This window comes from Pseudoxanthomonas sp., from assembly GCF_027498035.1.
In the GTDB taxonomy this organism is placed as follows: domain Bacteria; phylum Pseudomonadota; class Gammaproteobacteria; order Xanthomonadales; family Xanthomonadaceae; genus Pseudoxanthomonas_A.
Genome location: NZ_CP114978.1, coordinates 2477264 through 2499350 on the forward strand (window position 1 = coordinate 2477264; position 22087 = coordinate 2499350).

At 67.9% G+C, this 22087-nt stretch carries 21 protein-coding genes; 3 read left to right on the plus strand and 18 right to left on the minus strand.

The window, feature by feature from the left end; translation table 11 throughout:
• Positions 1–50 precede the first annotated feature (50 nt).
• Positions 51–1262 (minus strand): MFS transporter, encoded by a 1212-nt coding sequence (locus tag O8I58_RS10760; RefSeq protein WP_298315528.1) that lies wholly within the window; start codon positions 1260–1262, stop codon positions 51–53.
• A 157-nt stretch (positions 1263–1419) separates the two neighbouring features.
• Positions 1420–2700 (minus strand): acetyl-CoA C-acetyltransferase, encoded by a 1281-nt coding sequence (locus O8I58_RS10765; RefSeq protein ID WP_298315531.1) that lies wholly within the window; start codon positions 2698–2700, stop codon positions 1420–1422.
• 222 nt (positions 2701–2922) lie between these two features.
• Between O8I58_RS10765 and O8I58_RS10770 the strand changes: the two genes are divergently transcribed.
• A complete protein-coding gene (locus O8I58_RS10770; protein WP_298315534.1) occupies positions 2923–3807 on the plus strand; it encodes a hypothetical protein in 885 nt (294 codons plus the stop codon).
• A 107-nt stretch (positions 3808–3914) separates the two neighbouring features.
• Here the strand turns inward: O8I58_RS10770 and O8I58_RS10775 are convergent, their stop codons facing one another.
• The 7 genes from O8I58_RS10775 to glnA form a co-directional block, all read right to left on the minus strand.
• Positions 3915–4520, minus strand: coding sequence for a superoxide dismutase family protein (locus O8I58_RS10775; protein WP_298315537.1), 606 nt, complete (start codon positions 4518–4520; stop codon positions 3915–3917).
• A gap of 51 nt (positions 4521–4571) precedes the next feature.
• Positions 4572–5165, minus strand: a complete 594-nt coding sequence (locus O8I58_RS10780) for a superoxide dismutase family protein (protein WP_298315539.1) — start codon at positions 5163–5165, stop codon at positions 4572–4574.
• 141 nt (positions 5166–5306) lie between these two features.
• Positions 5307–6731, minus strand: coding sequence for a nitrogen regulation protein NR(I) (gene ntrC, locus O8I58_RS10785; protein ID WP_298315542.1), 1425 nt, complete (start codon positions 6729–6731; stop codon positions 5307–5309).
• Positions 6721–7773, minus strand: a complete 1053-nt coding sequence (locus O8I58_RS10790; protein ID WP_298315545.1) for a two-component system sensor histidine kinase NtrB — start codon at positions 7771–7773, stop codon at positions 6721–6723. The genes ntrC and O8I58_RS10790 overlap by 11 nt, the downstream gene beginning before the upstream one ends.
• Positions 7774–7863: 90 nt before the next feature.
• Positions 7864–9312, minus strand: a complete 1449-nt coding sequence (gene amt / locus O8I58_RS10795) for an ammonium transporter (RefSeq protein ID WP_298315548.1) — start codon at positions 9310–9312, stop codon at positions 7864–7866.
• 21 nt (positions 9313–9333) lie between these two features.
• Positions 9334–9672 carry a P-II family nitrogen regulator gene (locus O8I58_RS10800; RefSeq protein WP_014159242.1) on the minus strand — a complete coding sequence of 113 codons (339 nt, stop codon included), beginning with the start codon at positions 9670–9672 and terminating at the stop codon, positions 9334–9336.
• 335 nt (positions 9673–10007) lie between these two features.
• Positions 10008–11417 (minus strand): type I glutamate--ammonia ligase, encoded by a 1410-nt coding sequence (glnA, locus tag O8I58_RS10805; protein WP_298315565.1) that lies wholly within the window; start codon positions 11415–11417, stop codon positions 10008–10010.
• A 223-nt stretch (positions 11418–11640) separates the two neighbouring features.
• Between glnA and O8I58_RS10810 the strand changes: the two genes are divergently transcribed.
• On the plus strand, positions 11641–12480 hold the full coding sequence (locus O8I58_RS10810) for an undecaprenyl-diphosphate phosphatase (protein WP_298315569.1): 840 nt from the start codon (positions 11641–11643) through the stop codon (positions 12478–12480).
• A gap of 140 nt (positions 12481–12620) precedes the next feature.
• Here the strand turns inward: O8I58_RS10810 and O8I58_RS10815 are convergent, their stop codons facing one another.
• The 9 genes from O8I58_RS10815 to O8I58_RS10855 all read right to left on the minus strand — a co-directional run bounded on the left by O8I58_RS10815 (position 12621) and on the right by O8I58_RS10855 (position 20441).
• Positions 12621–13238, minus strand: coding sequence for a YbhB/YbcL family Raf kinase inhibitor-like protein (locus O8I58_RS10815; protein WP_298315572.1), 618 nt, complete (start codon positions 13236–13238; stop codon positions 12621–12623).
• A gap of 23 nt (positions 13239–13261) precedes the next feature.
• The gene (locus O8I58_RS10820; protein WP_298315574.1) at positions 13262–14209 is read right to left on the minus strand and encodes a hypothetical protein; all 948 of its coding nucleotides are present in this window, start codon (positions 14207–14209) and stop codon (positions 13262–13264) included.
• Positions 14210–14267: 58 nt separating this feature from the next.
• Positions 14268–15338 carry a YheT family hydrolase gene (locus tag O8I58_RS10825; protein WP_298315577.1) on the minus strand — a complete coding sequence of 357 codons (1071 nt, stop codon included), beginning with the start codon at positions 15336–15338 and terminating at the stop codon, positions 14268–14270.
• A gap of 2 nt (positions 15339–15340) precedes the next feature.
• A complete protein-coding gene (locus O8I58_RS10830; protein WP_298315582.1) occupies positions 15341–16135 on the minus strand; it encodes a lysophospholipid acyltransferase family protein in 795 nt (264 codons plus the stop codon).
• A 129-nt stretch (positions 16136–16264) separates the two neighbouring features.
• Complete coding sequence (locus tag O8I58_RS10835; RefSeq protein ID WP_298315584.1) at positions 16265–16690, minus strand: hotdog fold thioesterase; 426 nt, start codon at positions 16688–16690, stop codon at positions 16265–16267.
• Positions 16691–16714: 24 nt separating this feature from the next.
• Positions 16715–18712: a phospholipase D family protein gene (locus O8I58_RS10840; protein ID WP_298315587.1), complete on the minus strand. Its 1998-nt coding sequence runs from the start codon at positions 18710–18712 to the stop codon at positions 16715–16717.
• 8 nt (positions 18713–18720) lie between these two features.
• Positions 18721–19308, minus strand: a complete 588-nt coding sequence (locus tag O8I58_RS10845) for a YceI family protein (protein WP_298315590.1) — start codon at positions 19306–19308, stop codon at positions 18721–18723.
• Positions 19309–19315: 7 nt separating this feature from the next.
• Positions 19316–19792, minus strand: a complete 477-nt coding sequence (locus O8I58_RS10850; protein WP_298315593.1) for a SixA phosphatase family protein — start codon at positions 19790–19792, stop codon at positions 19316–19318.
• Positions 19793–19811: 19 nt separating this feature from the next.
• On the minus strand, positions 19812–20441 hold the full coding sequence (locus O8I58_RS10855) for a nucleotide-binding protein (RefSeq protein WP_298315596.1): 630 nt from the start codon (positions 20439–20441) through the stop codon (positions 19812–19814).
• Between the two features lie 129 nt (positions 20442–20570).
• On the opposite strand from O8I58_RS10855, the gene O8I58_RS10860 reads away from it, so the two are divergent.
• Positions 20571–22055 carry an AAA family ATPase gene (locus tag O8I58_RS10860; RefSeq protein WP_298315601.1) on the plus strand — a complete coding sequence of 495 codons (1485 nt, stop codon included), beginning with the start codon at positions 20571–20573 and terminating at the stop codon, positions 22053–22055.
• Positions 22056–22087 lie beyond the last annotated feature (32 nt).

Below are 22087 nucleotides of genomic sequence, written 5' to 3' on the forward strand. Positions count from 1 at the left end.
GCAACGGGGTTGGCGCCGTTCGAGCCTCGACGCGTCGAACGCGCCCCGCGCTACTTCAGCGCGACATGCCGCCGCGCCAGCAGCAGGCTCAGGCCGGCCGCGCCCAACGCCGCGATGCACGCCACCAGGTAGATCGCGCCGAAATCCACCTGCGCCGCCAACAGGCCGGCCAACGGGCCGGTGATCGCCAGCGCCATGTCCAGGAACAGCGAGTAGATGCCCAGCGCGGTGCCACGGTTGCTGTCGGACACCCGGCGCACCGCTTCCATGCCCAGCGACGGAAACACCAGCGCGAAGCCCGCCCCGGTCACCGCCGCACCCAGGGCCGCATACAGCGGCTGCGGCGCCCACCAGATCATCAGCAGCCCGGCCGCTTCCACCGCCAGCGATACCACCGCCACCCGGTAGCCGCCGTAGCGCGTGATCGCATTGGGGAATACCAGTCGCGTCGTCACGAAGGTCACGCCCAGCATCGTCACCGCCAGCGCCGCATCGGCCCAATGCCGGTCGCCGTAATACAGCGCGATGAACGCGGTGATCGCACCAAAGCCGATCGAACCCAGCCCCAGGCACACGCCGAACGGCAGCATCCTGGCCAGCACCTGGCGCGCGGGGATGCGCTCGCCGGGCACGGTCTCCACGCCACGCCGCAACCACACCCCGATGAAGGCGCCCACGGCCAGCACGGAGGTCAGCGTGCCGATCATGAAGAAGTCGAAACGCCCCACCAACCACACGCCCACCGGTGCCGATACCGCCAGCGCGCCGTAGGTGGTGACGCCATTCCACGAGATCACCCGCCCGGTGTGCTGCGCACCCACCGCACCGATGCCCCAGGTGATCGTGCCGGTGGTGACCAGGCTTTCACCGCAGCCCAGCAGCAGCCGTCCGACGAACAGCAGCGCCATGCTCGCCACCGGCAAGGCCACGCTCATGGCCGCCGCAAAGGTCAGCGCACCTGCGCCTGCGCAGGCGATGAACCCGTACAACACCGAGGTCCGCGGTCCGCGCACATCGCACACCCTGCCAGCGAAGGTGCGGCTGAGCAGGGTCGCCACGTACTGCAGGCTCACCGCGAGTCCCGCCAGCACCGTGCCGTAGCCCAGCGTGGTGTGCACATAGCCAGGCACCACCGCCAGCGGCAGCCCGACGCAGGCATAGATGATGAAGTTGAAGACCACGATGCCCAGCACGCGCCGGGTGACCGGACCATCGGCAGCCACCGCAGCACCCGCCGGTGCGGATACGGAAGATTCGTTCAAAGCGATACGGGCGCGCCGCGGATCGCGGCGCGTACTCACTGTCAGTGGGGAGGGGAAACGCAGGCCATGATGCGCCCTCGCCACGGCCCACCGCCGCCTGAATGCCCGACGGCGTTGCCGAATTCTGGTCAGCGGATCAACACGCCGACCGGATCATTCAGCGTTCGACGATCGCCACCACGCCCATGCCGCCCGCGGTGCAGATCGACACCAGCGCACGGCCGCCGCCGCGCTGGGCCAGTTCCTTGGCGACGGTGCCGATGATGCGTGCACCGGTGGCGGCGAACGGATGACCGGCCGCCAGCGATGAACCGTTCGGGTTGATCTTGGCCGGATCGATCCGGCCCATCGGTCCGGGCAGGCCCAGGCGGTTGGTGCAGTAGTCCTCGCTCTCCCAGGCGCGCAGCGTGCACAGCACCTGCGCGGCGAACGCTTCGTGGATCTCGTAGATGTCGAAGTCCTGCAGGGTCAGGCCATGGCGCGCCAGCATCTGCGGCACGGCCACGGTCGGGGCCATCAGCAGGCCTTCGCCGTGGACGAAGTCCACCGCCGCGCTCTGCACGTCCTTCAGGTAGGCCAGCGGGGTGTGGCCGTGGGCCGCGGCCCATGCCTCGCTGGCCAGCAGCACCGCGGCGGCACCATCGGTCAGCGGCGTGGAATTGGCCGCGGTCAGCGTGCCGCGCCCGGACGCCTTGTCGAACGCCGGCTTGAGCGTGGCCAGTTTTTCCAGCGAGGTGTCCGGACGCAGGATGTTGTCGCGGCTGACGCCGCGGAACGGCACGACCAGGTCATCGAAGAAACCGCGCTCGTAAGCGGCGGCCAGCTTCTGGTGCGAGGACACCGCCCATTCGTCCTGCGAATCGCGCGAGATGTTCCACTCCTTGGCCATGTCCTCGCAGTGCTCGCCCATCGACTTGCCGGTGCGCGGCTCGCCCACGCCGGGGAACTCGGGCTTGAGCTCGGAGAACTTGAAGCCCTTCAGCAGCGCCCGGGCCTTGTCCTTCGGCGTCTTGGCACGGTTGGCCGCCAGCAGGCGCGCGCGCAGCTTCTTGCCATAGACGATCGGCACGTCGGAGGTGGAATCCGAACCGCCGCCGATGCCCGATTCGATCTGGCCCAGCGCGATCTTGTTGCCGATGTAGGCAATGGTGTCCAGGCTGGTGCCGCAGGCACGTTGCATGGTGATACCGGGTGTCAGTGCCGACAGGCCCGACGACAGCGCCGCTTCGCGGCCCAGGTTCCAGTCGCTGGCGTGCTTGATGACCGCGCCCATCGCCACTTCACCCAGCGCCTGGCCATGCAGGCCGAAGCGCTCGACCAGCGCCCCCAGCGTGCGGACCGACATGCCCAGGTTGCCGACATCCGAATAGGCGGTGTTCTGGCGGCAGAACGGAATGCGGACGCCGCCGAGGATGGCGACGGGACGGGGTGCTGACATGGAAGGACCTCGGTGGACAGCCGTGTTCGAAGAGGAGGGTCTGCGCATGCGCAGGCGTATGGCGAAGTGTAGCGGCGCGACCCGGTGGCGGCCATCGTCTGTCTCGACCTTGCGCGTGGGCGCGTGAATGACGCGCGTGGATGGCGTGTCACGGCTCCCGGGCCCGGGCTGGATAGAATGGCGCCACACGCACCGTCTTTGGCACGCAGGCAAGCAAACCGCATGACGCAAGCACACGAAACCGCGCAGGTGATGGGACTGGTGGCACTGGAACTGGCCGGCGGCGCACCGCCGCGGGTTGCGGCCCTGTCCCAGCAGGATGCCGGCACGCTGGCGGAGAAAATCGCCCGCGACCTGATCGGCCTGGTTCCGCAGGTCACCACGCTGGAGCTGACCCTGGCGGCCGCCCATTTCGACCCGGCCGAAGCCCTGCGGCCGGGCTGGCCGCTGCATCGCCGGCTGGACGAACTGCGCCAGCGCGCGCCGGGCCGCGATCAGGGGCCGCGCGTGATCGCCTTCGGTGCCGCGGCCGATGGCGCGGTGCCGCTGCCGTTCCAGGCCGATCCGGACCTGGTCGGCGGCGCGCTGCGGGTGCTGCCGTTCCTGCTCAGCGGCACGCCGGCCGATGTCGATGCGGTGGGCGAAGCGCTGGAAGAAGTCCTCATCGAACGCGGCATGGCCGGCGCCGATACTGCCCTGCAACTGCAGGATGGGCTGGGTGCGAAGGTCGAGCACGTGCGCTTCATGACCCTGCACGACCTGGCCGCGATGATGGCCTTGCAATACCAGCACCAGAACCTGGAAGGCCTGTGGCCGGTGATCGAAACCGCGCTGCTGGCCCCGGAAGACGAACAGTGGCTCGACGCACCACCCGAACCGCTGCTGCGCTACGCCGACGGCGAGGTGCGCATGGCGCTGCTGGACACCGCCGCCTGGAAGAAGCGCAACACGCCGCCGACCGAGGATCCCGAACGCCTGGCACGCAGCTACGAGCATTACCTGATGCGTCAGCGGCAGCTGGCCGCGGTGCTCGAAGCCCACGGCATCCCGGTCACGTTCGCCCATTGCCCGGACGATGGCGACCTGTGCGCGCATCTGAACGGCTGACACGCGCTTCGCACTGAAGCCCGGAACGAAACAAGGCGCCAGAAGGCGCCTTGTTTCGTTCTGCACCGCGCACGCCCACGCAGCAGCGCGGCGGCGCAAGCGCAGGATCACATCGCCGGAGCGGCCTCGATCACGCCGCAGGCCAGGCGGCCGCCGGCATCGCCGGTGGGCTGGGTCTTGTAGTCATCGGCCTTGGCGTGAACGATCACGCCCTTGCCGACGATGTCGTACTTGTCGCCCTTGCCGATGTCCACGTTGCTGGACAGCATCTGGTTGACGGTCGCGTTGCCATCGGCATCGGCGGTGATGTTGTTGCTGTCGCCGGCGTGGTGGACTTCGGCGGTGATCTGGCCGTGCTCCACGCCGTCCGGATTGAAGTGGCCGCCGGCGCTGGCACCGTCCGGTGCGCTGCAGTCGCCCTTCTCATGGATGTGCAGGCCGTGCTCGCCCGGGCTCAGGCCGGTCAGTGAACCGGTGACGTGCACGCCGCCTTCCATCGACATGAAGCTCAGTTCGCCAGCCACCTTGTTACCTTCGGTCGGCTTCAGGGTGACCTTGGCCATGCTCATGCCACCAGCCTCCGGTGCTGGCGTGGCGGCCGGGGCCGAGGCTTCCGGGGTCACCGCCTCGGGTGCGGCGGCGGGTTCGGGCTTGCTGCAGGCCGCCAGCGCCAGCACGGTAGCAGCGCACAGCAGGGTCTGGGTCAGTCGCATGGGTCTTCTCCTTATTACGGGGTGGAAAAAGCATGCGGGCAACGCATGCGGTCAGCGGATCACCTTGATCACGCCACAGGCCACCCGCGGGCCGGCGTTGCCGGCTGGCTGGGTGGCGTAGTCGTCGGGGTTGGCGTGCACGACCAGTGCGCGGCCGACCAGGTCGGTCGACCCGCCCCCGCCCAGCAGCACGCCACCCAAGAGGGTGTCGATGCGGGCCACGCCTTCGGCGTCGGCCACGATGTTGTCCATGTCGCCGAGGTGGTGCGCGCCGATCTTGGCGCTGCCATGTGGCTGGTGGGTGGGATTGAAATGACCGCCCGCGCTGCTGGCATCGACCGCACTGCAATCGCCGGTTTCATGCACGTGGAAGCCGAACCGGCCCGAGGCCGGCAACCCGCCGACGATACCGGCGATGCGCACGCCGCCCTGCACGGGGGTCAGGGTGAGCTTGCCGCTGACCAGGCTGGCCGACGCCGAACGCATGATCGCCTGTGCTTCCTGCGCCATCGGCGTGGCCACCGCCGCGGGTGCTGCGGGCGGAAGTGATTTGGGCGCGGGAGCGCTGCTGCAGGCCGCCAGGACCAGTGCGGACGCCAGGGTCGGCACGGTCAACAGGCGGCGGAAAGTACGGTGTGCAGGCATCAGGGCGGCAACGCTAGCGACGGCGGCGTTCAGGTGCAATGAAGGCACGACGTCACGCTGTGACAATCATGTCAGCGCCGGCGTGCCGCGAAAGCAGCCCGCGCGATCGCGACCGACACCGGATGCGGCACGGGACTGGCATCAGTTGCGCTTGCGGCCCGAACCGAGTTTGCGCGTGACCGTGTTGCGGCCCACGCCCAGGCGCGCGGCGGCGTCGGCACGGCGCCCGTTGGTGAACTGCAGTGCCGCTTCCAGCAGGATGCGGTCCAGGCGTGCACGCGCTTCGGCATGCAGGCCTTCGGCACCTTCGGCCAGGCGCGCGCGCGCCCACAGGCCCAGCAGCGCATCCCAGTCGCCCGGGCTTTGCGTCGCAGGCTGGGTGGTCCGGCTCAGGGATTGTTCGACATCACCGACGGTAATGGTGTCCGAAGGCGCCAGCGCGGCCAGGCGCCAGCACACGTTTTCCAGCTCGCGGACATTGCCGGGCCAATCGTGTGCGCGCAGCGCGTCGCGTGCGGACGGCGCGATGCGCTTGGCCGGCGTGCCCAGCTTGAGGCAGGCCTGGGCCAGGAAGTTTTCCGCCAGGCGCGGCACGTCACCGCGCCGCTCACGCAGTGGCGGCAACTGCAAGCGCACCACATCCAGGCGATGCAGCAGGTCGGCGCGGAAACGGCCCGCCCGCACCAGTCCCTCCAGGTCCTGGTGGGTGGCGGCGATCACGCGCACGTCCACGCGGATCAGCTCGCGGCCACCAACGCGGAAGAACTCGCCTTCGGCCAGCACGCGCAGCAGCCGGGTCTGCAGCGGCAGCGGCATGTCGCCGATTTCATCGAGGAACAGCGTGCCGCCGTCGGCCTGTTCGAAGCGGCCGTGATGGCGGCGCTGGGCGCCGGTGAACGCGCCTGCTTCATGGCCGAACAGCTCGCTTTCCAGCAGCTCGGCCGGAATGGCCGCGGTATTGAGCGCCACGAATGGTTTGCGCGAACGCGGCGATTCGTTGTGCAGCGCGCGCGCGACCAGTTCCTTGCCGGTGCCGGTCTCGCCGGTGACCAGCACCGACAGCGGCGCCTGCGCCAGCCGGCCGATGCCGCGGAACAACGCGCGCATGGCCGGGGTATCGCCGATCAGTTCCGGGGTGCCGCCATAGGACCCGGACATCGCCTCGGGCAGCACCACGTCGCTGGATTCGACACTGGGCAGCGCGCGCGCGGCCAAGGCCACCGCGTCGTCCAGATCGAACGGCTTGGACAGGAATTCCTGGGCGCCGCCGCGGAACGCACCGGCGGTGCTAGCCACGTCGGTATAGGCCGACATCACGATCACCGGCAGCTGCGGATGCGCATGCTTGAGCCGGTCGAGCAGCTTCAGTCCGTCTTCGCCCGGCATGCGCACGTCGGTGAACAGCAGGTCCGGCACCCCGCGCGTGCCCAGGGCCTGCAAGGCCGAGGCGGCGCTGTCGAAGCCGTCCACGTCGTACCCGGCATCGCGCAGGGCGGTGGCCAGGACGAAGCGCACGGAGCGGTCGTCGTCGACCACCCAGATGCGCTGGCTGTCTTCAATGGACATGGTGTCCCTCCTCGCCGGCGTCGCGCGACTGCGGCAGCAACAAAGTGAAAACGGTATGGCCCGGCCGCGAACGGAAGCTCAGCGAGCCGCAATGCTCGCGCGCGACCTGCTGGGCCAGCGCCAGTCCCAGGCCGCTGCCTTCGGCACGCCCGGACACCAGCGGCAGGAACAGGTGCTCGGCCAGTTCTTCCGGCACGCCGCGGCCGTCGTCGATGATTTCCAGGCGCAGCGCACGCGCATGCATCTGGTCATGGATGCGCAGGCCGTGTTCGACCCGGGTCCGCAGGGTGATCAGGCCCGCGCCAGCCTGCATGGCATTGCCGACCAGGTTCCAGACCGCCTGGGTCAGGCGGTCGGCATCGCCGTGGAGTTCGGGCAGGCTGGGGTCGTAGTCGCGCTGCAGGCGCACGGTCCAGCTGCCTTCGGTCTCGGCCAGGCGCAGCACCCGTTCCAGCACGGCGTGGATGTTGAGCGAGGCATGCGGCCGCTGCGGGGTCGGCGACAACAGGCGATCCAGCAAGTCGTTCAGGCGTTCGGCTTCGGCTTCGATCAGGCCGATGAGCTCGCGCTCGTCGGCATTGTCATTGCGGTGCTGGGCGCGGCGCGCCAGCAGTTGTGCGGCGCCCTTCAGACCGGCGAGCGGATTGCGCAGTTCATGCGCCAGGCCACGCAGGGCCGCCGCCAGGGCGCTGGGCAGCGCCTGGGCCGGGTCCAGCGCGGGAAAATCATCGACCGGGTGGGCTTCCATCAGCCAGCCACCGGCATCGGTACGCGACAGCCAGCCTTCGGCAAAGCGCGGCATCTCACCGGGAAATCCAAGCGCGACCCGATGCAGGCGCAGCAGATCGCGGTCCGTGTTGTCCATGAAACGGGCCATGGCATCGCCATCCATTTCCAATGCGGCCAGGGGGCGCCCGATCAAACGTCGGGGGCTGACGCCCAGCCAGCGTGCGAACGCGGCGTTGGCGCCAAGGACGGTGCCTTGCGCATCCGCCCAGGCCACCGGTGTGCTGAGTGCGTCCGGGGTGGGTGCGTCGGTCACGGGTCCTACGGGGTCTTCGAATAGCGGGGTTACGGAGTCCGGGGGCGGCATTGCACCATCTTAGTGCAATGCCGCCGTCCGGTTGCTGGATCAGGCCTCGTAGGCCGATTCGCCGTGCGAGGTGATGTCCAGACCCTCGCGCTCGGCGTCTTCGCTCACACGCAGGCCGAACACGACCTTGGTGATGAGCAACGCGATGACCGTGGCCACGGCGCACCAGACGATGGTGAAGCCGACGCTGACCACCTGCACCCAGACCTGGTGCCCGATATCCAGGTCCGCCTTGGTGCCGCCCAGCGACGCCGCACTGAACACGCCGGTCAGGATCGCGCCGACGATGCCACCGACGCCGTGGACGCCGAACACGTCAGCGGTGTCGTCGACCTTCAGCAGCTTCTTCAGGCCGGTCACGCCCCACACGCAGATCACGCCGGCCGCCAGGCCGATCACGATCGCGCCCAGCGGGCCAACCGTGCCGCAGGCCGGGGTGATGCCCACCAGGCCCGCCACCGCACCGGAGGCTGCGCCCAGTGCCGAGGGCTTGCCCTTGGAGATGGCTTCCACCACCGTCCAGCCCAGCACCGCGGCGGCCGTGGCCAGGATCGTGTTGATGAAGGCCAGCGATGCCACCGTATCGGCCGCTGCGGCCGAGCCGGCGTTGAAGCCGAACCAGCCAACCCACAGCAGCATCGCGCCGATGTAGGTGAACGGCACGCTGTGCGGCTTCAGCGCACTCTGGCCGAAGCCCAGGCGCTTGCCCAGGAAGTACGCGCCCACCAGGCCGGCCACGCCCGCATTGATGTGCACCACGGTGCCGCCGGCGAAGTCGATCGCGCCCATCTCGCCCAGGTAGCCGCCACCCCAGACGATGTGCGCCATCGGGATGTAGCTCAGGGTGAACCAGATGGCGGAGAACAGCAGGACCGCCTTGAACTTGATGCGCTCGGCGAAGGCACCGACGATCAGCGCGGTGGTGATGCCGGCGAAGGTCGACTGGAAGGCCACGAACAGGTAGTCGGGCAGGCCCGCGATGGGCGTGTTGCCGACCGAGTCGGGCGTGAAGCCCTTCAGGAAGGCGAACTTGGTGAACGAGCCGAAGAACGCATTGCCTTCGCTGAAGACGGCGCTGTAGCCATAGGCCACCCACAGCAACAGGATCAGCGAGAACACCACCAGCACCTGGCTGAGGATGGACAGGATGTTCTTCGAACGCACCAGGCCGCCATAGAACAGGGCCAGGCCAGGCACCACCATCAGCAGCACCAGCAGGGTCGAGGTCAACATCCAGGCCACGTCACCGTGGTCGAAGGTCGGTGCGGCTGCAGCTGCGGCCTCTGGCGCGACGGCGGCAGGAGCTTCGGCGACCGGCGCTTCCGCGGCGGGGGCTTCGGCAGCAGGGGCTTCGGTGGCGGCTGGCGCAGCGGTGTCCTGCGCAGCGACGGAGAAGGCAGTACCAGTTGCCAGGAGGCCGAATGCGGCAGCCAGGCACACCACTTGCAAACGGGTCTTCAACCCGGAGAGCAGACGACGAGTCTTCATGGGGGTTCTCTCCGAGTTGGGTTAGAGCGCGTCGGCGCCGACTTCGCCGGTGCGGATGCGGATGACCTGGTCAATCGAGGTCACGAAGATCTTGCCGTCGCCGATCTTGCCGGTCCCGGCGGCCTGCTGGATGGCTTCAATCACAGCCTCCAGGCGCTCGTCGGTGACGACGGTTTCGATCTTGATCTTGGGCAGGAAATCGACGACGTACTCGGCGCCGCGGTACAACTCGGTGTGGCCCTTCTGCCGTCCGAAGCCTTTGACTTCGGTAACGGTGATGCCCGAGACGCCTGTCTGCGACAGCGCCTCCCGGACTTCGTCCAGTTTGAACGGGCGGATGATGGCGGTGATCAGTTTCATGCACATTCCCCGATGGTGGATGGAACGACCGGCGCTGCCGGCCGACGTTGCTGCATTGCTACCCAGCGCCTGGCGCATCCCCGCGCCAGTGCCATTCGTGGAGCCACCCATGGGCCGCGCCGGACAGACGGGGCAAGGGCCCGCTGCTCGGCATGGGAGGGAGGGCGTTGCGGCCCATGGGTGCCCACCTTTTGCTTTCCCCGGTCCTGCGTACTGCGTGCGCGATCACCCCAGTCCTGCGTCACGCACCATCGATCGGCAAGACGGTGCGAGGAGAAAAAGTGCGACGATGGCGGAGGGTGGGAGGGGAGATCCGCCGCCATCGCCGCGGTTGCTCAGTTGGCGTAGTACAGCTGGTATTCGAGCGGGTGGGTCGCCGCGCGGAACTTGGTGACTTCCTGCATCTTCAGGTCGATGTAGCCATCGATCAGATCGTCGGTGAACACACCACCGGCCTTGAGGAACTCGCGGTCCTTGTCCAGCGCTTCCAGGGCCTGGTCCAGGCTGGAGCAGACCTGCGGGATCAGCTTCTCTTCTTCCGGCGGCAGGTCGTACAGATCCTTGTCGGATGCTTCGCCCGGGTCGATCTGGTTCTTGATGCCATCCAGGCCGGCCATCATCAGCGCGGTGAAGGTCAGGTAGCCGGACTGCAGCGGATCGGGGAAGCGGATCTCGATGCGGCGCGCCTTCGGGTTGGACACCCACGGAATGCGGCACGAGGCCGAGCGGTTACGGGCCGAGTAGGCCAGCATCACCGGCGCTTCGAAACCCGGGACCAGGCGCTTGTAGCTGTTGGTGCCCGAGTTGGCGAACGCATTGATCGCCTTGGCATGCTTGAAGATGCCGCCGATGTACCACAGCGCCATCTGCGACAGGCCGCCGTAGCCGTCGCCGCTGAACAGGTTGCTGCCGCCCTTGAACAGCGACTGGTGCACGTGCATGCCGCTGCCGTTGTCGCCAACGATCGGCTTGGGCATGAAGGTGGCGGTCTTGCCGTTGCGGAAGGCGACGTTCTTGACGATGTACTTCATCGCCAGCAGCTCATCGGCCTTCTTGACCAGCGAGTTGAACTTGGTGCCGATCTCGCACTGGCCGGCAGTGGCCACTTCGTGGTGGTGCACTTCGGTGGCGATGCCCACCTGCTCCAGCGTCTTGACCATTTCAGCACGGATGTCGTGCAGCGAGTCGGTCGGCGGGACGGGGAAATAGCCGCCCTTCACGCCCGGACGGTAGCCGCTGTTGCCGCCTTCGTACTTGGCGCCGGTGTTCCAGGCTGCTTCCTCGGAATCGACCTTGAAGAAGGTGTTGCCCATCTCGTTGGAGAAGCGGACCGAATCGAAGATGAAGAACTCCGGCTCCGGGCCGAAGAACGCCACGTCGGCGATGCCGCTGGACTTCAGGTAGGCCTCGGCCCGCTTGGCCACGCCGCGCGGGCAGCGCGAGTACGGGGTCATGGTGGCTGGGTCCAGCACGTCGCAGGTGATGTTGATCGTCGGATCGGCGTAGAACGGATCCAGGTAGGCGGTGTCGGCATCCGGCATCAGGACCATATCCGACTCGTTGATGCCCTTCCAGCCGCTGATCGAGCTGCCATCGAACATCTTGCCTTCTTCGAACAGGCCCGGCTCGACGATGTTGATCGGGAAAGTGACGTGCTGCTCCACGCCGCGCAGGTCAACGAAGCGAAGGTCGACGAACTCGGCCTTGGAATCCTTGATCAGCTTTTCGACTTTGTCGACGGACATCTTTGCTCCTCGAATCGGTGGTGATGTGGAATGTGTGACAGGGGTATCGCAAAGCGCGTGCCAACTCCAAAATCTGCATAACTCATTGTTTTTACTTGAAACACACCCCGCCCGACCCTCTCGAAATGCACCAATGAAGGGAACATCATTTCAATTTGCACCAATGACGTGCATTTCGAAACCATCGTATTCTTTTCGATCCCCCCCGCTTCGCCTACTCCCCATGTCCGAACTGTTCGCTGCACTGTTGCTTGGCATCCTTGAAGGCCTCACCGAATTCCTGCCCGTGTCCAGCACCGGCCACCTGCTCATTGCCGAGCGCTGGCTGGGCCACCGCAGCGACCTGTTTAACATCGGCATCCAGGCCGGCGCGATCCTGGCGGTCGTCCTGATCTACCGCCAGCGCCTGCTGCAGCTGGCGCACGGCTTCCTGAAGCCGGACCAAAGCGCACTGGCCACCATCGATGGCGACACGCCGCGCGGCTATGCCATGAAGCTGGCAGTGGCCTTCCTGGTGACCGCGGTCCTGGGCCTGGTGGTGAAGAAGCTCGGCTTCCAGCTCCCTGAAACCGTCACGCCGATCGCCTGGGCGCTGGTGATCGGCGGCATCTGGATGATCGCGGCCGAATACTTCGCCGGCCGTCGCGCGCTGACCCTGGGCGAGCGCGCCCGCATTACCTGGACGGTGGCCATCCTGGTCGGTATCGCGCAGGTCGTGGCGGGCGTGTTCCCGGGCACGTCGCGCTCGGCGGCGACCATCTTCGTGGCGCTGCTGGCCGGCACCACCCGCCGTTCGTCGGCCACCGAGTTCGCGTTCCTGGTGGGCATCCCCACGATGTTCGCCGCCAGTGGCTACGAGCTGATCGACGTGGTGCGCTCCGGGCAGGCCGCGCATGAGCCGTGGGGCCTGTTCGCGGTGGCGTTCGTGGCCAGTGCGGTGACCGCCTTCATCGCGGTGAAGTGGCTGCTGGGCTACATCCAGAGCCACCGCTTCACCGCGTTCGCGGTGTATCGCATGGCGCTGGGCGCGGCACTGCTGCTGTTCCTGCCCAGCGGCGCCTGAGCGACCGACCGGCGCCCGCAAGCAATGCCGGGGCATATTGACCTCGCCCCGTGGCGGCCCGAATGGCGACCGCAGTAATCGCGCACCACAAAAAAAGCCCGCGGTCATCCGCGGGCTTTTTGCTACGCAAGTTCCAGGGCTCAGCCCGCGGCCACCTTGGCGTTGAGCGTATAGGTGCCAACCCATTCGGCCTGGGCCAGCACATGGCCTTCGACCGCGGCCAGCAGCTCCTGGCCGGTAAAGCCCGCCTTGACCGGCAGGGTGGCCACATCCAGCGCGTACAGGCGGAAGTGGTAGTGATGCATGCGCAGGTCGTTGTACGGCGGGTACGGACCGTCATAGCCGAAATATTCGCCGCCCAGCTCGGCATTGCCGGAAAAATAGCCGGTGTAGTCGTTCAAACCCTGGCGCGCGCCAGCGGGGCCTTTCGGCGCACGCTTGCCCTTGGCGGTGAAGCCATCGCTGCAGCTGCCGGCCGCCAGTTCGCGCGCGTCCGCCGGAATGTCTGCCATCACCCAGTGGAAGAAGTCCGCGCGTGGCTGGTCCACCGGCACTTCCATGTCATGGCGGTTGGTGGTTTCCGCGACGGTCGGCACGTCCGGGTCCACGCAGACCAGGGCGAACCCGCGCGTGCCCTCAGGCACCTCGCTCCAGGCCAGCTGCGGATTGCGGTTGGGCGCGAAGCCGTTGGCGTGACCGCCGGCGAATTCGGCCGGGATCAGGGCGCCGTTGGTGAAGCTGTCACTGTGGATGCGCATGCACGTTCTCCTGGAGGAAGGATTCAATCGGCCGGGTAGCCCAGCCGCATCGCGACCGGGGCCAGCGTGGCGAAAGGCTCGGCCAGGGCCTCGGCGTACTGCCGCCAATGCCCCGCGGGCAGGCGCGGCGGGCCCAGATGCGCCGGCGCGGCCAGGTCAGTACTGAATAACTGGTTGATCTGCGCAGTGGCCGCAGCCGGATCATGGCCGATTGCGTCGGTGCGCAGGATCCGGTGCGGAAACAACTGCGCCTCGCCCAAGGTGACCACCTGACCCAGGCTGACGGCCAGCCAGTCCGCCGCGGCCTGCGGTGAATCCGGGGCGAAGGCCGCCGCCGCGCCGTAGGCCAGCCAGTCCAGCAGCATGTCGCGCGGATCGCGCAGGGCGATGACCAGGGTCGCTTCGGGCAGATACGGGCGCAGCACATGCAGCAGTGCGTTGTCCCACCACGGCAGCCAGTCGGCGACCGTGCCTTCAACCAGGCCGCGGCGCGGCAGCGTCGCCCACCAGCGCGCGGCGACCTGGGCGGGATCAAGGGTGCCATCGGTCAAGCCCGCGACCAGCGCAGGATCCTGGAAACCGTCATCCGGCGGACTGTCGCCGAAACGGTCGGCGCTGAAGTGATCGCGCACCGGTTCCATCACCGCCGCCAGCCGGTCCACCGCCGATCCCGGCGCGCCCCAGACCAGCACCACGCGGCGCGCATCGGGCGCGCGCTCGGCCATCGTGGGCCAGCCCTGGGCCGTCGCGCTCTGCGGCGGCAGCGGCGCACGCCCCTGCGCAGCAAGCTGTTGTTGCATGCGGGTCCAGGCGGCGATCGCCGCATCCGCCTGCCCGGCCGCGTCGCAGGCCAGGCCCAGCAAGTGCCAGCGGCCGGGCTGCTCGGGGGCCTGCGCCACCCAACCCTGCGCCAGTGCCAGCGCGCGCGCGGACTGGCCGGCGTGGAGCGCCCGGAGGATCTGGTCCTGCATGCCTGAACTACCTAGATCGGAACCCGCCCATTCTACCGGGCCGCCCGAAGACGGCCGCTCAGCCCCGGGTCAGCCGGTCGGTGACCCAGCGCTCGCCGAAGCCGTCGCAGTGGGCGTTCTCGATGAAACCGCAGTGCCCGCCCCAGCGGGCGACTTCGAGTTTGGCGCTGGCCGGCAGTTGCCAGTCGGCGAAATCGGCGAAGGGAATCACCGGATCGTCCTGGGCCATCAGGATGTTGGTCGGCACGGTCATCTTCGCCAGGCGATCGCCGGCGACCGAATAACCGTCCAGGTAGTTGTCCAGCGTACCGAAGTCGGTTTCGTTCTCGACCATCCAACGGGTCAGCTCGCGCACGCTCAGCGACAGGGTCTGGTCATCGTAGACGTGGCGCTCCGGAAACAGCGCCCGCTTGAGTTCCAGCGAGTGGCGCCATTTGCGCTGGAAATACCAGTGGTACAGCGGCAGGCCGCGCTCCATCCCCGTCAGTGCTGCATGCGGGTCCAGGACCGGGCACACCGCGGCCACATGCTTGAGCGGCAGGCCGGCTTCCGGTGCGCGCAGGGCCAGGCGCAGGGCGAAGTTGCCACCCAGCGAATAACCGGCAGCCACCATCGGCCGCTGCGGGAATTTTTCCGCCACGTCACAGGCCGCGTGCAGCACTTCCGGCAGCAGGCAGGAGTGGAAGATGTCTTCGTTGAGGTGATGGGTGTCGCCATGGTCGCGGAAGTTCAGCCGCACCACTTCGTAGCCGGCTTCCAGCAGGCTGGCGGCGGTCATGCGCATGTAGCTGGAATCGGCGCTGCCTTCCCAGCCGTGCAGCAGCAGCGCCAGGCCGCGGATCTCCATGCCGGGGATCACCGTATGCCAGCCCTGCAGGCGCACGCCGGCGCCGCCGTCGAAGATATGTTCTTCGCTGACCGCGCCCAGCGCCTGCAGCCTACGCAGGCCGCGACGCCGGCGCAGGTCGCTGGAACTCAGGATCGACTGCAGGTGGGCGTTGCGCAGCCAGCGCGGCGGCAGGTAGTCATCGGGCGAAACCGGGTCGCGTGAAGTCTGCGGCACGTCCCCAGCCGCCGCCGGCACCGGGCTGGCGCCGGGTACCGCAGGCCTGCCGCCGAAGCCGAGCATGCTCACGCATCCATCGCCGCGACGATGCGCGCGCGCGCGGTGTCGGCGATCTGCCGGCGGCCCTGCACCTGGTCGGGGAAGATCGGCTCCAGGAAGCACACGTCCGCCGTGCGCGACGGCTCGCCCAGCAGGCGCAGGAAATTCGTGAAAAAGCTCTCGCGCGGGCCGAAGGCCACCACCGCTTGCGCATCGCCGTGGTCACCGTAGCGCAGCGCGACCGGCTGCACCGGCACCGAGGCCTCGACGGCCGGCTGGAAGATGCGGGCGTGGAAGGGGCCGACCTCGCCACCATCGCGGGTGCGGCCTTCCGGGAACACCGCCACCGGCCGGCCCTGCTGCAGGCGCTCGAGCATCGCCTCCATCACCCCGCCCAGCGATTCGGTGCTGCCACGCTGGTGGAAGATGGTTTCGCCGCGTTCGGCCAGCCAGCCGACCACCGGCCAGGCGCGGATCTCCTGCTTGGCCACGAATCCAACCATGCGCTGGCTGTGGACCATCTCGATGTCCACCCAGCTGACGTGGTTGGAGACGAACATCACCGCTCCCTTGAGCGGCACGCCGCTGCTGCGCAGGCGAAAGCCGAAGATGCGCATCAGCGCAGCCGACCAGTGCTCGACGGAAAACTGCTTCAGCGTGCGCCCCGCCACCGGCAGGCCTGCCCACAGCGGCACCATCATCAACAGCAGCAGCGGCAGCATCACGAACACGTGCACCAGCAACAGCGGCGTGCGCAGCAGGTAACGGAATGCGCGGCCCGCACCGCTGGCCGCCGGCACGGGGGTAGATGTCGAAATCATGACGGCACGATACCGGAACGGCTCGGTGTCCTGCTACTGGAACGCCCTTAAATGCAGCGTTCCGTCAGCGGCCGGCAGGTTTTCACGCGTCCTTGCACGCACTCGGCGACAGGCGCTGGCGTCCTCGCATCAAACCGGCTTGTTGATCACCGCGAGCGTCAGCCGCGACAGGCAGACCAGCTTGCCGGCGGCGTTCTCGATGCGGATCTCCCAGACCTGGGTGCTGCGGCCGACATGCACGGCGCGTGCGGTGCCGGTGACCAGGCCACTGCGTTCGCCACGCAGATGATTGGCGTTGATCTCCAAGCCGACCACGGCCTGGGTCTGCGGGTCCACGCACAGGCCGCCGGCCATGCTGCCCAGGGTCTCGGCCAACACCACCGAGGCGCCGCCGTGCAGCAGGCCGAAGGGCTGGTGGGTCCGCGCATCCACCGGCATGGTGCCGCGCAACCAGTCATCGCCGGCCTCGGTCATGACGATGCCCAGGTGGCCGACCATGTTGCCGGCGGCCATCGCATTGATGGCATCAAGATCGACGGGGGCGCGGAAGGCCATGGGGAATCCTCGTGGATGTGTGGGTTACAGGATCGGCACCAGGCCGGCACCAAAGGCAATCAGGATGCGCGCGTACAGCCGTTTCGGGCCGATGCTGACTTCAGGGAAATCGCCGACCGAGGTGTAGCAGGCATGGAACATCGGGTCGTTGACCTGCAACGGCTCCGGGCACTTTTCGCTGCGCACGAATGCATAGCTGGTGGCGTAGCGCCACGGCCAGATGTCGAACAACGGCAACGAGGATGACACCTTGTCCAGGCTGTAGTTCAGGCCGGAAAACACGATCGGCTTGGCCCGTGGCGCGATCACCCAGGAGTTTTCCGGTTCGATGTCGCGGCGGATGCTGGCCTCCACCTGCTGGGCGAAGGCGCGGTCTGGGATGACCACCACCGCCTCGGTGTTGTAGTCGATCGAACGCGGATCGAAGTTGTGGGTGCCGATCACGGCGATATCGCCGTCGATCACCATCGACTTGGCGTGCAGGCCCATGCGCACGCCGGCGCGCTTGAGCGGCAGCGGGTCGCTGCCGGGCCCCTTGCTGAGGAACGAAGGACGGTTCTCGGTGCGCTGCAGGCGCCGGTCGATGCGGTTCTTCTGCCGGGCCCGGCGCTTGGCGCGGTCCTGTGCCTCGTCGCGCTCGACCACGCCGAACGGCCGGCTGCCCGGCATCCAGCCGCGGATGCGCGTGTCGCTGTCGTCCTGCTCGGCCGTGTCCACCGGCGACGCGCTGCCATCCGGCAACGCCACCGGCGGCGGCAGCATGGTGGCGTAGTCCACCGGCGCGTCTTCCGGGAACGGCTTGTACTCGTACAGGCGGAAGCCCAGCTTGCGCAGGTACATGCGCTTGTACTTGGCCGACACCGAATAGACGATCGGATTGTCGGTGGCGGCCAGGCTGTTGGTGGACACCACCACACGTGGCGGATCGGCCCGCTTGCGCAGGTTCTTGAAGAACTCCTCGGCCTTGTCGGACATCACCAGGTACGGGGTCTGCATCAGGATCTCGTCCCTGGCGCCGGCCAGCAGCGTCACCAGCTCGCCGTCCGATGCCGCCGCCGCTTCCGGATCCTTGGCCCGATGCTTGCGCGGCGTGTCGGCGATATAGCTGACCTTGCCCACGGGCAGCGCGCGCGCGACCAGGCGTTCGTCGATCACATCCGGATCGCTGGCGTCCTCGTCCATGTCGGCCACCCGATCGGGACGCTTGAAGTTTTCCGCCGGCATGGCGGGCACGCCCTGGTGCAGCAGGGCCTTGCCGACATCGTCCAGGCGTTCGACCGGGATGCTGCGCGGCGCGCTCCAGAACTGATCGAAGCTGCGGCCCATGTCCCCGCCTGCGGGACCTGCGATCAGCACGTCGCGATCACGGAAGTTGTACTCCGCATCCCAGTCGTAATAGTCGTCCTGGTAGTTGCGCCCGCCGGTGATGCCCACCGCGTCGTCCACCAGCAGCAGCTTGGTGTGCATGCGCTGGTTGAAACGGCGGAAGCAGCACAGCACGCTGGCCGCGTAATCCAGGTAGCCCGGCACGGCCTGGTTGAAGGTGGGGTTGTAGATGCGCAGCTGGAAATTGCGGTGCGCGCCGGACAGCGCTGCCAGCATGTCCAGGTTGGAGATCGCCGAGAGCTGGTCGATCAACACGCGCACCTGCACGCCACGCTTCGCCGCCGCCAGCAATGCGTCGAGCACCAGGCGCGAGCTGTCATCGGTGTCGAAGATGTAGGTCTGCACGTCGACACGGCTGCGCGCGGAGCGGATCAGGTTCAACCGCGCCAGCAGCGAATCCTCACCGCGGTCCAGCAACAGCGCGTAATGACGCGGCGCGGCGGGGGTGGATTCGGCCACCGCCGTATCGGCCAGCGCGCGCAGTGCCGAGGGTTCGGCACAGGCATTCAACCGGTCGCAATCGACCACCTGCGAACGCGCAGCCAGGGCGATATCCACCGCACGCGCATGCTCGGCCTGCGACAGGCTTGCGCAACCGCTGCCCAGCAGGGACAGCAGCAGGGCCAAGGCCCCCATCCATTGCCTCAAGGCGTATCCCCCGGCGGCTCGAGCCGCGCGTGCAGGAGGAACACCACCCGGTCGTTGATGGCCAGCTTAAGGCTGTCCATTTCGTAGTCGCTGCGGCGCACCGCACCGGACAACACCACGTCGCAGTCCAGCGCCGGGCGCAGGCACTGGGCCGGTTCCACGGTCAGGGTTTCCGGACGGCGGATGCCGCGGATGACCAGTTCACCGGCGATCTGGCCGCCACCGATCAGCGTGGCGGCGTCATAGGGATGGGAAACAAACACCACTTCGGGCCATCTTTTCGAGTCGAAGAACGCGCTGCCGCGCGCCCATTTTGCGTAGCGCTCATGATCGGCGATCTGCACGTCGGCCGTATACATCCGCAGCGACACCTGGTGGCGGCCATCGGGCAGCACGTTCACCACGCCGTCGTAGCGCGGGAACTGGCCTTCCAGGGTTTGCCCCCAGCGAGTGGAGAGTTCAAACCCCAGCCGGGTGTGCTGCTTGTCCAGCGGCATGGCACGCGATTGTGCCGCCGCCGCCGCGCACAGCGTCAGCCCGACGCTGGCGCAGGCGCGGATCAGATTCTTGAAACTCACGGCCATCTGAAACTCACGGCCACCAGAACGCCGACAGGGTGGCCACGCCCGGCTCCACCGGCCCTTCGCCGGCAAAGGCCAGTACCGCCACCGCACCCGGCGGCATGCCGCGGTACTCGCTGCTGCTGCCGCTGTGCAGCAGTGCGGCCAGCCGTTCCAGGCCCGGGTTGTGGCCCAGCAGCAGCAGCCGGTCGACGTCCCGGTGGGCATCGGCCAGCGCGATCAGGGTGCCGGCGGTCGCTTCGTAGATGCTGTCCTCCAGCCGCTGTTCGACATAGCCGGTGATCCCCAGCACCGCTTCGAGCGTCTCGCGGGTGCGGCGCGCCGGGGAATACACCGCCCGGTCGGGGATCAGCCGGTGTTCGCTGATCCACTTGCCAGCGGCTTCGGCTTCGCTGACACCGATCGGGGACAAGGGGCGATCAAAATCCGATTGCCCGGACGCGGCAGGTTCGGCATGGGCATGGCGTAGCAATATCAGTTCACGCATCGGGAAACCGCCTTGGCTTTCAGGCCTGGGCGAGCCACTTGAACAGTGGCTGCCAGTCTTCCTGGTGATCACGCACATGGGCCGAGTGATAGTCGAACAGGCTGCGGCCCAATCCAGCCATGACCACATACCCCTGGGTATCGCGCACGGTGGTCAACACCGGGTACGGCCACTGGCCCAGCATGTCCAGCGCCTGCTGGGCGACATTGGTCCACGGCTTGGCGCGATTGAGCACCAGTCCGACTGGAAGCTTACGCTTGTGCACGCGCGGCACCTTGGCCAGGGTATTGAGGAAGCCGACCGTGGCTTCGATGTCCAGCCCCGAAGGCAGCACCGGCACGATCACGGCATCGGCCACTTCCAGGAAGGACTCCAGGTCATCGGCCATGGCCCCGGCGCGTCCATCGACGATTACCGTCTCGGTATCCGGCGGCAGCTTGGACAACCATTTGCGGCCGGTGCCGTCGATGGGCAACACGGCGCTTTCCAGGCCGGCACGACGCTGGGCCCAGCGGGTCGAGGATCCCTGCGGATCGGCATCCACCAACACGGTGCGCTGCCCCTGCAGGGCGAAGTGGGCCGCCAGGTTGGTGGCGATGGTGGTCTTGCCGGCACCGCCTTTGGAGCTGGCGACCAGGATCGTCTTCATGCGCACACGCCTTTGCACTCGTCCGGGAAGCCGGAGCGTACACCGGACGACGTGAATACGAGAACCGCGAGCCCGGCCGAGCCGGCCACGCCGGTCTGCTAGTGTTCGCCGGCCCTGCATGGAGTGCACATGAGCGAACTGCAAGACCTCACCGCCCTGATCCGCGCCAACACCGCGTTGATCGTGATCGAGACCCAGGACGAGGTCCGGGTGGTGCACTTGTTCCGACAGGCCCTGGCCCAGGTCTGGCGTGCGCTGTATCGCTGGTCGGCCACTGAAGGCCTGCGTCGCCTGGACATGGACCGCGAGGATCCGCCCGAAGGCGCGCCCGAAGCCGGCGCCGCGCTGCAGGCGATCAAGGCCGCCGAACAGCGCGGGATCTACCTGCTACTGGATTTCGCCCACTACCTGGAATACGCCGGCCACCAGCGCGGCTTGCGCGACATCCTGCAGCGCCGCCACTGCCAGCCGCACGTGGTGGTCATCGTCGGGGCCAAGGTCGAACTGCCCGAGGAACTGGAGCCGCTGGCGGTGCGCTTCACCCCGCGCCTGCCCGATGCGGCGGCGCTGCTGAAGATGCTGCGCGAGGAAGTGGCCGCCTACCCGCCCGAGAACGGCGGCCGCCGCGTGGAAGTCGATACCGAGGCGGCCCAGCAGATCATCCGCAACCTGGCCGGGCTGGACCTGGTCGATGCGCGCCGCATCGCCCGGCACCTGATCTACGACGACGGCGCGCTGGGACCGGGCGACCTGCCGCAACTGGCCAAGCTCAAGTTCGAACTGCTCGGCCGTGGCGGCCAGCTGCATTACGAATACGACGGCACGCGCCTGGACGAGGTGGCCGGCGCCGACCGGCTCAAGCGCTGGATCGCCCAGCGCCGCAGCGTCTTCACCTCGACCACGCCGCCACCCGGCCTGGACCCGCCACGCGGGATGCTGCTGCTGGGCGTGCAGGGCTGCGGCAAGTCGATGCTGGCCAAGGCCACCGCCGCCGGTTTCGGCGTGCCGCTGCTGCGCATGGACCTGGGTGCGCTGTACGACAAGTACCACGGCGAAACCGAGAAGAACCTGCGCAAGGCGCTGGCCGCCGCCGAACAGCTGGCACCGTGCGTGCTGTGGATCGACGAAATCGAAAAAGGCCTGGCCAGCGGTGGCGGCGAAGACGGCGGCGTCTCGCGCCGGGTGCTGGGCACGCTGCTGACCTGGATGGCCGAACGCACCGCCCAGGTGTTCATCGTCGCCACCGCCAACCAGGTCCACGACCTGCCGCCGGAGCTGCTGCGCAAGGGCCGCTTCGACGAGATCTTCTTCGTCGACCTGCCCGGCCCGGACACGCGCGTGGAGCTGCTCAAGCTCCACCTGGGCCGGCGCAAGCTGCACGCCGAATCGTTCGAACTGCCAGCGCTAGCGGCAGCGAGCAACGGATTTTCCGGCGCCGAGATCGAGCAGGCCATCGTGTCCGGCCTGTATTCGGCCTACGCCGACAACCGCCCGCTGGACACCGACGGCCTGATGCGCGAGATCCGGGCCACCCGGCCACTCTCCGTGCTGATGGCCGAACAGGTCCAGGCGCTGCGCGACTGGGCCAGGGAACGCACGGTGCCGGCGCACTGACCCGGCTTCACCGCGGCCCTGCGCTCGATCCC